This is a genomic window from Acidovorax sp. HMWF029 (assembly GCF_003060895.1).
Taxonomy (GTDB): domain Bacteria; phylum Pseudomonadota; class Gammaproteobacteria; order Burkholderiales; family Burkholderiaceae_C; genus Acidovorax.
Genome location: NZ_QAIH01000162.1, coordinates 7,727 through 19,735, shown reverse-complemented (window position 1 = coordinate 19,735; position 12,009 = coordinate 7,727). Strand labels below are relative to the sequence as shown.

Below are 12,009 nucleotides of genomic sequence, written 5' to 3'. Positions count from 1 at the left end.
CGACAGGCCCTGTCGCAATCGTTCAATACCGACGTGCTGCTGCGTTGCAGCATGCGGGGCATGAACCCGTCCACCACCACTGCTTCTGCGTCCTCCCCCGCTCTGCACCCCACGCCTGCTGTACCCGGCGGCCCGCGCAGCCGCTGGTGGGGCCTGCCACTGCTGCGGGCCATGCGGGCTGACTACCTGGGTTTTGTCACCCGGCTGCAGCGCGAGCATGGCGACCTCACCCGCATGCGCTTAGGCTACGAGGACGCCTGGGATCTGATGCACCCCGACCTGGTGCGCGAGGCGCTCATCACCCATGCCGACCAGCTCATCCGCTGGGAGCGTGGCATCGCGGTGTTTGAAGAAGTGTTTGGCCAGAGCGTGCTGGTGACCGAAGGGGCCACCTGGCAGCGCCAGCGCCGCATGCTCATGCCCGCCTTCAGCCCCAAGCGGGTGGCAGGCTACGCGCAGCTGATGACCGATGCCGCCCGCCGCGCGCTAGACGCTGCCGTGCCCCCGGGCCAGCCCGGCGCCCAGGTGGCGGTGGATGCGCTCTGGACCGATGTGGCCATGGACGTGATCCTGCGCACGCTGTTCAGCACCTCAGCCCAAGCCGATGCGCGCGAAGCCGCCTGGGCCACGCAGACGCTGGGGGCCACGGCCTACGAGGAGATGTTCATGCCCTTCACGCTGCCCGACTGGCTGCCCCTGCCGGGCAAGGCGGCCAAGCGGCGCGCGATCCGGTCGTTGAAGGGGCTGGTCTGGCGCCACATCCATGCCCGCCAGGCCGAAGTGGCCGCACCCGGTGCCCCTGCGCGCTCGGACCTGCTGCACATGCTGCTGGCCCTGCGCGACGAGCAAACCGGCGAGGCCTTGTCGGCGCAGGAGGTGTTTGACCAGTGCATCGTCAGCTTCCAGGCCGGGCACGAAACCAGCGCCACCACGCTGCTGTGGTGGACCCTGCTCATGGCCCAGCACCCCGAGGCCGCGCAGCGCGCCCAGGCCGAGGTCGATGCCGTGCTGCAGGGCGGCACGCCCGGCCCCGAGCATCTTGCACAGCTGCCCTGGTTGGGCGCCACGCTCAAAGAAGCGCTGCGCCTGTACCCCCCGATTGCCGCGCTGATGAGCCGCCGCACCACCGCGCCCATCACGCTGGGCGGCGTGCCGGTGCCCCGGGGCGCCATGCTGCGCATCACCCCCTGGGTGCTGCACCGCGATGCACGCTGGTTTGCCGAGCCGGACCGTTTTGCGCCCGAGAGGTTTATGGACGGCGCGCCATCCATCCCCCGGGGCGCGTGGATCCCGTTCGGCCTGGGGCCGCGGGTGTGCATTGGCCAGCACTTTGCGATGCTGGAGATGACGCTGCTGGCGGCGATGCTGTTGCAGCGGTACACGGTGCGGGCGCCGAAGGGGGGCGCTGTGGGTGCGCCCCGGTTGCAGGTGACGCTGCGGCCGGACGGAGCGTCAGCGCTGTGGCTAGAGCGAAGGGGATAGACGCTTCAGGTCACGGGAACTTGCATCCCAGCTCGCTCCAGACCCCTTTACGGGCGGGCGCGTCGGTGATTTCTTAACAACCGATAAATGGCGACATAGGCACACCATTGCAGAAAACAAAGAGCAATCCACAACAGTTGTTTGAAGACAACGAAGGCGGTGAAATCTTGGCCAAAAAGAGCTTTCGCGGCCAGAGCTGCGAGAAACCAGGAAGGGAGATTCAGTGTTGCCAGTACAGCCTCGACATGGTCCGGGACGCTACAACACGCTGAAATTGCAATCCCACCATACGCGACTCCGATGCTCCAGGCGCTAAAGACCACGACCAACGTGATATTCGCGCCAATCAGCCACCGCTCGGTCTGCGTGAGTTTCATCACGGCAGTTCCGCGCCGCCCATGCGCGCTAGGATCGTCCGCGTACGCCCCGCCAGGTACGCAGACCCGGGCGTTCTCTCAAACCGCTTGGGCGCGGGCAGCATCACGGCCAGGCGGGCGGCCTCGGCCGTGCCGAGCTTGCTGGCGCTCTTGCGGAAGTAGTGTTGGGCGGCCGCCTCGGCACCGAACACGCCTTCGCCCCATTCCACGTTGTTGAGGTAGATCTCCAGGATGCGCTGTTTGCTCAGCAACTGCTCCAGGGCCAGGGTCAGCACGAACTCCTGCCCCTTGCGCAGCAGCGTGCGTTCGCCCGACAGCAGCAGGTTCTTGGCCAGCTGCTGGGTGATGGTGGAGCCGCCCCGGATCTTGGGCGCACGCACCGGGCGCTCGGGGGCGCGGGCCTGCGCCTTGCTTGCCTGGGCCTCGGCCTTGGCGTTGCGCTCCCAGGCTTTTTCGATGGCGTTCCAGTCCACGCCATCGTGGTTCACAAAACCATCGTCTTCCGAGGCGATCACGGCGCGCTTGAGGTGGTCGGAGATGTCGGCATAGGGCACCCATTGCTGTCGCCAGGGCACATGGCCTTTGCTGGCGAGCAGCGCCCAGGCTTCGGAGCGCTGGAAGGTGGTGGACTCGGGGCTGATGGCCGCCATGGCGGCAATGCGCAGCACAAAGAACAGCTGCAGCGCCACGAAGGCGATCACCAGCAGTCCCAGCCAGCGCAGCACGGCTCTCATCGGTACGTCCCCGGGGCTCAGGCGGTGGTGGATTGCTGCATTTCGCGCAGCACCTGGGCCGAAGGCGGGCGCACACCGCGCCACAGCAAGAAGGCCTCGGCGGCCTGCTCCACCAGCATGCCCAGGCCGTCGCGGGGCACTGCGCCGTGCTGGCGCGCCCAGTCGAGGAAGCCTTGCGCTGCGGGGCCGTACATCATGTCGTAGGCCAGAGCGCCCGGGCGCAGCACGGTGGCGGGCACGGGCACCCCGGCACCGGCCAGGCTGCTGGCTGTGGCGTTGATGATTACATCAAAATTGGCCGTTACCGCGCGTGGTTCTAGCGCTGTTAGCTCTGCTTTTTGTAGCAACGCGAGGGCGCTGTGGGACTGCACCAGCGCCTGGGCCTTGGCCAGGGTGCGGTTGGCCACGGTGATGTGGCGGGCGCCGGCCAGCAGCAGCGGGCCCAGCACGCCCGCAGCGGCGCCGCCTGCCCCCACCAGCAGCACATCGCGGCCGGCCAGCGGCACGCCCGCGTTGCGGGTGATGTCGGCCACCAGGCCCAGGCCGTCGGTGTTGTCGGCGTAGATGCTGCCGTCAGTGCGGAAGGTGAGGGTGTTGGCGGCGCCTGCCAGCTGAACGCGCTCGCTGCATTCGGTGGCCAGGCCGGGCACCTCGGTCTTGAACGGCACGGTCACGTTGCAGCCGCGCCCGCCCTGGGCGGCAAAGTCGCGCACGCCCTGCGAAAAACCGTCCATGGGCACCAGGCGGCGTTCGTAGGTGATGGGCTCACCCGTCAGTTCGGCAAAGCGGGCGTGGATGGCGGGCGAGCGGCTGTGCGCCACGGGGTTGCCCATCACGCAGTACAGGTCGGTGGTTTGGCTCATGACAAAAGCTTGTGCGGGTGGCCCCGTGCGGGGCCGCGTCGGGAACTACCGGACGGTGGTTTCGAGGGTCTGATCGCGGGTGAACTTGAAGCGCGCCACCATGGCGATCTGGTCGGCCTTCTTGCGCATGTCGGGGCCAAACGCGCCAAAGGGGCCGGCTGCGCGGGCGATCGCTTGGGCGCGCCGGTCCAGCGTGGGGTTGCCCGAGCCCTGCACGATTTCGGTGTCGAGCACGCGGCCGTCGTGGTTGACAGTGACGATCATGGTCAGCTCGCCATACAGCTTGCGCCCGCCCTGCTCGGGGAAGTTCTCCGTGCCCTTGTCTTCCACCTTGCGGCGCAGGCTGTCGTAGTAGATGGCATAGGCCTCTTCGCGCGTGGCGGGGCTGATGTAGCGCTTTTTGGGGCGCGAGTTCTCTTCGTTGATGCGCTTTTCGATCTCGGCCAGCAGCTTGACGAGCTGGCGGCGCTTTTCCTGTTCATTCGCCTGGTCGGCACTCAGGCTTGGCTTGCGCGGGTCGGGCTCGGGCATGGTGGCCAGCTGCTTGCGCAGCTGGGCCAGCAGTTGCGCCTGCTGCTCCTGCATCGCGTCCATCTTGCGCTGCGCTTCTTCGTAGTCATCACCCACGGCTGTGAGCGCGGTGTAGGGCAGGGGGCTGGTGGCGCGGCCCTTCTCGGCATCGCCGCCTCCCGCCAGGCTGGCCTGGGCAATCGCCTGGGCCTTGTCGGGGCGCTCGTTGGACTTGGCGTTGACCAGGATGACTTCGAGCGGCGTGTCCTGGAACACGCGGTTGAAGCCCTCGGGGTCGATGAAACGCACAGAGATAAGTGCGGCGTGCAAGGCCAGCGAGAAACCCAGCGCGAGCTGCAGCGTGCTGACGGTGCGGAGGAAGGCGGGGAGTTTCATCGCCGGCAATTATCAGGGGGGCAGGATCAGGGTGCGGGTGAGGCAGTTGCGGCTTCGGCAGGTGCCTCGTTCACATCCACGGCAATGGCAATCGGTCCGGCCACGGTATCGTCGTCCTCGGCATCGTCCACCGGGCCGTCGTCGCTGGCGTCTGCGGGGTCGTCCAGGCGCTCGATCACGGTGCCATGGATGTCCAGCGTGATCTCATCCACTTCGCCCAGCTTGACCTTGAGGCGCGCGCCGCGCGGCAGGTTCTGCGCGCCCAGCACCGGGAAGACCAGCGGAATGTCGTCGGCCCGCACCAAAAAGCTGCCGCCGGGGCCTTCCTTGAAGACGGTGGCGTTCAGCTCGGTGATGCCGTTTTGCTCCACGTATTTCAGCGTCCAGAAACGCTCCATGCCCGCCTGGTAGCCGTTGTAGGCGCTGTAGGCGCCGTCAAAGCTGCTGATGATGGAGAACAGGTCGGCATCCTTGGGTTTGAAGGGGGCGGCCAGTGCGGCAGTCTTGCCATGGCGCGCGCAGGCAATGATCTGCCACTGGTTCACCAGGTCGGTGTAGCGGCGCAGGGGCGAGGTGGCCCACGAATACGCTTTGACGCCGATGCCCGCATGCGGCAGCGCCTTGGTGCCCATGCGCACCTTCACGCCTGGCGCCATGCTGGCCTGGCTGCGGTAGATGCCGGGCACGCCCAGCTCGGCCATCCAGCTGCCCCAGGTGCTGTTGGCCACGATCATGGCCTCGGCCACGATCAAATCGAGCGGCGCGCCGCGCTGGCGCACGCTGATCTGCACCTGCTCGTCGCCCGTGGGCTCGGCACCGTTGTTGCCGACGAGCCGGAAGTTGTAGTCCGGTCGGTTGAAGTTTTCGGGCTTGCCGCGCACCACCTCGCGGCGGGCTTTCAGATCTTTGGCCAGTCGGTATAGAAATGATAGCTGCCCACGCAGGTCAGACAGGCGGCGGGGGTCATTTTGATGCTCAAAACCCGGGTTGGTGAGCCAGTCTTCGGTCACCACCGTGTCGAGCTGGTCGTGGCGCAGGTTGGCGGCCACGTGCACGCGCTCGAGCTTGGTCTCGGAGCTTTTGAATTCCAGCGTGGCTTCGTCGATGGTCACGTACAGCGACACGGCAGGGTTGGCGCGGCCCTCGTCCAGCGTGTAGGTCTGCACCACATCGTCGGGCAGCATGGTGATCTTGTAGCCCGGCATGTACACGGTGGACAGGCGAGCGCGGCCGAGCTGGTCAATCGCGCTGCCGGGCTGGATGGCCAGGCCCGGGGCTGCGATGTGGATGCCCAGCACCACGGTGCCGGTGCCCAGGCCCTGGACGGACAGCGCGTCGTCGATTTCGGTGGTCTGCGAGTCGTCGATGGAGTAGGCCTGCGCGGTGGACAGGGGTAGCTCGTCCGCAATGACCGGCGCCGTGACGGCTGGAAAGCCCGTGCCCTTGGGGAAGTTCTCGAACAAAAAGCGCTTCCAGTGGAACTGGTAGCTGGAATCGATGGCGCCTGCTTTTTGCAGCAGGTCGAGCGGTGCGGTGTGCGTGGCGCGGCTGGCATCGACCACGGCCTTGTACTCGGGCGCGTTCTTGTCGGGCTTGAACAGGATCTTGTAGAGCTGCTCGCGGATGGGCTGCGGGCATTCGCCCCGGCCCAGTTGCGCGGCCCATTCGTCGATCTGCGCCAGGATGGCCTTTTTCTTTTCGATGGCGGCCAGCGCCTGCTGCAGGATCTCGGCCGAGGCCTTCTTGAATCGGCCCTTGCCCGCGCGGCGGAAGTAATGCGGCGCGTCGTACAGACGGAACAGCGCGCCAGCCTGCTGGGCCAGGGTGGCGTTGGCTGAAAAGTAGTCGCGAGCCAGGTCGGCAAAGCCGAACTCGTCTTCTGGGGCGAATTCCCAGGCCAGGTCCAGCTCGATGCTCTCGGCCACGGCCTGGGCCTGGGCGATGAGTTCCGCCGGGGCGGGTTTTTCGAACTTCAGGAGGATGTGGGCGGCTTTGACCTTGACCCGTTTTCCCGAATCCAGCTCGACTTGGGCGGATGTGTCGGCTTCCGACAGGATACGGCCGGCGAGAAATTTGCCAGCTTCTTCAAACAGTGCATGCATGGCGGGGATTGTCCCATGGGCGGCGCCGGGCGCCCGGATGCGGGGCGCGCTAGGAGTCTGCGCGGCAGAAGGAGCATCGGCTGCAACGTGCGATAAACCGGTCTCGCGCGGTACTACCTCCTGCGCCCAGGGGGCCACCCTGGGCTTGTCGGTAGCACCACGCGATCCTCGGTTTTCGCGCGTTTCGCTTGGATGCCTTCTGCCGCGCAGACTCCTAGCCACCCCCTATGATGCGCACCACCTCGCCGGCATCGCCCCAGCGCTGAACCCATTCTGAGTGAGCCCCATGCTTTTTGATGCTGTTGCCGCACCGCTGTTTCTGGTGGCTTTGACGCTGCCTTTCGTGTTTGGCTACACAGAAGCCCCGATTTTCAATTTTTGGCCTGTGGTGGCCTCGTGGGCGTGCGGTTTGGTGCTTGTGGTGCTGATGGGTGTCCGTTCGTGGCACGCGCTTACCTGTGTGGGTAGAGGCGCAGCCCGAGCGGATACGCGCACCTTCACGGCGTTGCTCCTGGCGCTCGGGCTGGTGCTTGCGGGTGTGCTGGGCGGCGGTATCGGGCTCGCGCAGTTTTTTGGTGGGGATCTGGGGTACTCGCCTTGGGTACATGCTTCCACGCCGGGCCAGGCGATTGGCAACCTGCGCCAACGCAACCAGCAGGCTTCGTTGTTGAGCCTGGGGGTGTGGGCCTTGTTGTGGCTGGTGGTCCAGATTCAGGCGCAGCTCGAAGGTGGTCGCCAAGCCAGAGCGGCACCAAGCGCCCTGCTCGGCGGGGGACGCGCCTGGCCCTCCTGGCTGGTGGGGCTGCTGCTGGCCTGGGGCCTGGCCCTGCTGGCCATAGCCAGTGCAGCCACGGCATCGCGCACAGGCGCCTTGCAGTGGCTGCTGGTGGTATGCATGCTGGTGGTGTGGGGCCGCCGTGGGGGCCGCGTGGCGCTGGTGCTGTCGCTGGTGGGGGTGCTGATGTACACAGCGGCGGCCTGGCTGCTGCCGCGCCTGTTGCTGGAGTGGACAGGCTTCAGTACAGATGGCCTCTTTACACGCATCCTCGGCGACGAGCAGGGCTGCAACAGCCGCCGTGTCCTGTGGGCGAATGTGCTGCATCTGATCGCACAAAAACCTTGGCTGGGCTGGGGTTGGGGGGAGCTGGACTACGCGCACTACATCACCTTGTTCCCCGGTGAGCGGTTCTGTGTGCTGCTGGACAACGCCCATAACCTGCCTTTGCAGCTGGCCGTGGAGCTGGGAGTGCCCGTGGCCTTGCTGGTGTGCGCCTTGGTGGTGGCCTGGGTCATACATGCACGGCCCTGGGCTGAAACCGATCCTGTGCGTCAACTGGCCTGGGGTGTTCTGGCCATTGTGGGTGTGCACAGCATGTTGGAGTTTCCGCTCTGGTACGGGCCTTTCCAGGTGGTCTCGGCGTTGGCCGTAGCCTTGTTGCTGTGGCCCCTGTCTGCGCCTGTCTGGGCCTTCTCTCGTACCACCAAGTTGGCAGCCATGCTGGTGGTGGCGGGCGCCGCCGGTCTGGGCACGTTGGTGCTGTGGGAGCACTACCGGGTCGGCTTGCTTTACAAGCCTGTGGCGCAGCGGCCTGCCGCCTACCAGGAGGACACCATGGCCAAGGTGTCCGACACCCTGTTTTTCTCGGACCAGGTGGATTTCGCGTTGTTGTCCACCATCGGGCTCACGCGCGAGACAGCACCACAGATCAACCTGCTGGCGCGGGAGCTGCTGCATTTTTCGCCCGAGCCCCGCGTCATCCAGGCGCTGATCGAGAGCGCCGTGCTGCTGGGCAAAGACGATGAGGCCGCGTTCCACATGAAGCGTTACCGCATTGCTTACCCGGCGGAGTACGAGCGCTGGAAGGGGCCTGGGGCTGCCAGGGCATCGGGGGCGTTGAAGGCGCCCTGACGCGGTTCCGCTGTTCCCCGGATTGGGCGGTGGATGGGGTTCAGGCCAGATTCAAAAACTCCACCACCTGCGCAAGGTAGTCGGCAAAGTTGCCCAGCGCATGGTCACCACCCTCTTGCACGATCTGCTTGGCCTTGGGGTAGCGCCCCGTCATTTCGTGCCAGTCGAGTACTTCGTCGCCCTTTGCAATGATGGCCAACTCCGGACCAGCCGGTGGGCGGCCACGCATGTCCAGCGCCTGCAGTTCGGCGATGTACTCGGGCAGAAAGAAGAAGCGATCTTCGGGGTTCTGCCAGGTGGTCTGCTCGCCGATGTAGCGGGCCAGGTCGCGGGCCGGGTCCACGGCGGGGTTGAGCATCACGCTCGGGCAGCCCGTTTGCTGGGCCACCCAGCTGGCATAGAACCCGCCCAGCGACGACCCCACCACAGCCATGGCCGCGCGCGGCCAGGCGGCAATGCCTTCTGTCACCAGCTCCATGGCCGTCTGTGGCGAGGGCGGCAACTGCGGGCACCAGAAGGTGACTGCCGGGTGGTGCCCGGCCACATACGCAGCCATCTGGCGGGCCTTGGCCGACAGGGGCGAGGAGCGGAAACCGTGCAGGTACAAGAGGTGCGTGGTGGGCATCGGGAGATAAAAAAGCAGGAAAAACGCAGGGCAGGGGAATCACTGCTCCAGACAGGGCGGCGCAGGCATAAGATGGGTGGTGTCAAATCGTAACCACGGGGCGCCATGCAGCGCGGCGCCTTGATTCGCCCCCCGCACCATGCCCGATTTTGCACCGCTCTCCACCACCCGACGTTGGGCGCTCGGATCAGGCGACAAGCCTGCTGCCACGCTGGGCCGGTTCGAGCTGAAAAAGCAGCTGGGCCGTGGCGCCCAGGCCACGGTGTGGCTGGCGGTGGACCCGCGCCTGCAGCGCGAGGTGGCCATCAAGCTCATGCGCCCCTTGCAGGACCAGGACCCGTCTGTGCTTGAGCAGTGGCTGCGCGAGGCCCGTCACGTGGGGCGCCTGGCCCATCCGTACATCGTGCCGGTGTTCGAGGCCGATGTGCAGGGCCTGCAGCCCTACATCGTGTTCGAGTATGTGCCTGGCCGCACGCTGGCCGAACACCTGGCCCAGCAGGGGCGGTGCACGCCGCACGATGCCGTGGCGCTGATGGTGGATGTGCTGGACGGTCTGCAGGCGGCCCACCAGGCGGGCATCGTGCACCGCGACCTCAAGCCCTCCAACATCATGGTCGATGCCCAGCGCCACGCGCGGGTGATGGACTTTGGCATGGCTGCCGCCATGCAGACCGCGACCGACGCGCAACTGGCCAGTGGAACCCCTGCCTACATGGCCCCGGAGGCCGCCGCAGGCGAAGCGCCCACACCGGCCATGGACGTCTACTCTGCCGCGCTCGTGCTGGTCGAGCTGCTCTCGGGCAAGCCGCTGATCCACCAGAAGGACAGCTGGCAAGCGCTGTACCGCCTGGCGAATGAAGAACTGGCCCTGCCCGACGACCTGGGGCCTGGAGTGGATGACGGGCTGCGCGCCGTTCTGCAGCGCGGCATGGCGCGGGACCCCGGCCAGCGCTACGCCTCGGCGGCAGAGTTTCGGGATGCGCTGCGTGCATGGGCCGCCCCGGCCAGTGCCCCCACGGCGGCGAACAATGCCACGCTGGACTTTTTACTGCGGCGCATGCGGCACAAGAGCGATTTTCCGGCGCTGTCGGATTCGGTGGCTCGCATCCAGCGCGTGGCCAATTCGGAAGACGACAGCATCAGCGACCTCACGCACGAGATCCTCAAGGATGTGGCGCTGACCAACAAGTTGCTGCGCCTTGTCAACAGCGTGCACTACGCCCACGCCAGCCGTGGCACGATCAGCACCGTTTCGCGTGCGGTGAGCCTGGTGGGCTTCAATGCGGTGCGCAACATGGCGCTCAGCCTGGTACTGCTGGACCACATGCAGGACAGGCAGCACGCCAGCCAGATGCGCGAGGAATTCCTGCGCGCCATGATGGCTGGCACGGTCGCGGCCGAGCTGTGCGGGGCCGGCCAGGCGGCGGAAGGGGCCTTCATCGGAGCCATGTTCCAGAACCTGGGGCGCATGCTGTGCGAGTTCTACTTTCCTGAAGAAGCGCGCCAGGTGCGCAGCCTGGTGGCATCGGGGCGCATGGAGGGCGGCGAGGAGTCGGCCTCCCAGCAGGTTCTTGGGCTGGGATTCGAAGATCTGGGCGTGGGCGTGGCCCGTGTCTGGGGTCTGCCCGAGAGCCTGCAGCGCTGCATGCGCAAGCCGCTGGGCTCGCCCACGCAGCGCCCGCCCGAGCAGGGCGCTGAGCGCATGCGCTGGGCGGCCCTGGCCGCCAACGAGGTGGCCGGCACGCTGCTGTTGGGTGACCCTGCCCAGACGGAGGCTCACCTGGACCAGGTCGGGACGCGGTACGCGCGCACCTTGTCCCTGTCGGCCGAATCCATCGCCGAGGCCACCTTGCGTGCGCGGCACAAGCTGGTGGCTTTGGCCGAGGCACTGGACTTGCGGGTGGCTCCTGACACCCCCGCCGCCAGGCTGCTGCGGCTGCCGCATCCCGCTGGCACCCAGCCAGTGGCCGAGGATGCCCTGGGCTCCCACGAACTGCGCGCCAGCGAAACCCAGCCCCTGCCTGCCGTGCTCGAATCGCAGGCGGGCGGTGCGGTGTCGGTGGCGCAGGTCAACGAAGTGCTGGCGGCGGGCATCCAGGACATCACCAACGCCATGGTTGAGAGCTTTCAGCTCAACGATGTGCTGCGCATGATCCTGGAGACCATGTTCCGGGCGTTGGGCTTTCGCCGCATGGTGTTTTGCCTGCGTGAGGCCAAGACGGATGTGCTCACGGGCCGTTTTGGCCTCGGTGAGGGCAGCGAGGCCGCCGTGCGTGCCATGAAGGTGCCGCTCAAGGACCAGGGCGACCTGTTTGCCGCAGTGTGCCTGCGCGGCGCCGACACCCTGATCAACGACGCCACTGAGCCGCGCATGCAGGCGCGCCTGCCGCAGTGGTACCGCACGGGGCTCAACGCCCCATCTTTCCTGTTGCTTCCACTTCAGATCAAGGGTCGGCCTTTTGCCCTGATCTATGCCGACCAGTCGGCCGTCGGCGGCATTGTCGTTGGTGACAAGGCCCTGGGCCTGCTGCGCACCCTTCGTAATCAGGCGGTGATGGCCTTCCGGCAGGCGGGGTAGCGGCGCGGCTGGCTTGCGCCTTGTGGCCCGCGCCGCCCGATAATCAGGGGATGGCCGTCGTATTTGAAAAGCCCACGCTCTCCCAGCGCCTTGTTCCCCTGTTCAGAGGGTTCGATCTTCCGCTCATTGTGTTGGTGGCCCTGCTGACCTGCGCAGGCCTGACGGCCATGTACTCCTCGGGCTTTGACCACGGCACCCGTTTTGTCGACCACGGGCGCAACATGCTGATCGCGGGCGCTATTCTTTTTGTAGTTTCCCAGGTGCCGCCGCAAAAGATCATGGCCTGCGCCGTGCCGCTGTACGCGGCGGGCGTGGCGCTGCTGGTGGCCGTAGCGCTGTTCGGCATCACCAAGAAGGGGGCAACGCGCTGGATCAATGTGGGCATCGTCATCCAGCCCAGCGAAATCCTCAAGATTGCCATGCCCCTGATGCT

At 66.5% G+C, this 12,009-nt stretch carries 10 protein-coding genes; 4 read left to right on the top strand and 6 right to left on the bottom strand.

Features of this window, described 5'->3' with window-relative positions; translation table 11 throughout:
- A partial coding sequence (locus tag DBR12_RS11435; RefSeq protein WP_369861515.1) for a cytochrome P450 occupies positions 1-1,482 on the top strand: 1,482 nt, incomplete at its 5' end.
- A 47-nt stretch (positions 1,483-1,529) separates the two neighbouring features.
- Here DBR12_RS11435 and DBR12_RS11430 read toward each other — a convergent pair.
- The 5 genes from DBR12_RS11430 to DBR12_RS11410 are packed head-to-tail and all read right to left on the bottom strand — an operon-like array spanning position 1,530 to position 6,464.
- On the bottom strand, positions 1,530-1,859 hold the full coding sequence (locus tag DBR12_RS11430; RefSeq protein WP_108617359.1) for a hypothetical protein: 330 nt from the start codon (positions 1,857-1,859) through the stop codon (positions 1,530-1,532).
- Positions 1,859-2,593: a monofunctional biosynthetic peptidoglycan transglycosylase gene (gene mtgA, locus DBR12_RS11425; RefSeq protein ID WP_108617358.1), complete on the bottom strand. Its 735-nt coding sequence runs from the start codon at positions 2,591-2,593 to the stop codon at positions 1,859-1,861. Before mtgA ends, DBR12_RS11430 begins: the two co-directional genes overlap by 1 nt.
- Positions 2,594-2,610: 17 nt before the next feature.
- A complete protein-coding gene (gene aroE, locus DBR12_RS11420) occupies positions 2,611-3,456 on the bottom strand; it encodes a shikimate dehydrogenase (protein WP_108617357.1) in 846 nt (281 codons plus the stop codon).
- A 45-nt stretch (positions 3,457-3,501) separates the two neighbouring features.
- Complete coding sequence (locus DBR12_RS11415; protein WP_108617356.1) at positions 3,502-4,362, bottom strand: energy transducer TonB; 861 nt, start codon at positions 4,360-4,362, stop codon at positions 3,502-3,504.
- A gap of 26 nt (positions 4,363-4,388) precedes the next feature.
- Positions 4,389-6,464, bottom strand: coding sequence for an RNB domain-containing ribonuclease (locus DBR12_RS11410; protein ID WP_108617355.1), 2,076 nt, complete (start codon positions 6,462-6,464; stop codon positions 4,389-4,391).
- Between the two features lie 286 nt (positions 6,465-6,750).
- Between DBR12_RS11410 and DBR12_RS11405 the strand changes: the two genes are divergently transcribed.
- Entirely contained in the window at positions 6,751-8,373 is a 1,623-nt protein-coding gene (locus DBR12_RS11405; RefSeq protein ID WP_108617354.1) for a Wzy polymerase domain-containing protein, read from the top strand.
- Between the two features lie 40 nt (positions 8,374-8,413).
- Here the strand turns inward: DBR12_RS11405 and DBR12_RS11400 are convergent, their stop codons facing one another.
- Positions 8,414-8,998, bottom strand: a complete 585-nt coding sequence (locus DBR12_RS11400) for a YqiA/YcfP family alpha/beta fold hydrolase (RefSeq protein WP_108617353.1) — start codon at positions 8,996-8,998, stop codon at positions 8,414-8,416.
- 139 nt (positions 8,999-9,137) lie between these two features.
- Between DBR12_RS11400 and DBR12_RS11395 the strand changes: the two genes are divergently transcribed.
- Both DBR12_RS11395 and DBR12_RS22780 read left to right on the top strand, forming a co-directional pair.
- The gene (locus DBR12_RS11395; protein ID WP_108617352.1) at positions 9,138-11,576 is read left to right on the top strand and encodes a serine/threonine protein kinase; all 2,439 of its coding nucleotides are present in this window, start codon (positions 9,138-9,140) and stop codon (positions 11,574-11,576) included.
- 50 nt (positions 11,577-11,626) lie between these two features.
- Positions 11,627-12,009 (top strand): FtsW/RodA/SpoVE family cell cycle protein (locus DBR12_RS22780; protein WP_233244400.1); only part of this gene is annotated, 383 nt, incomplete at its 3' end.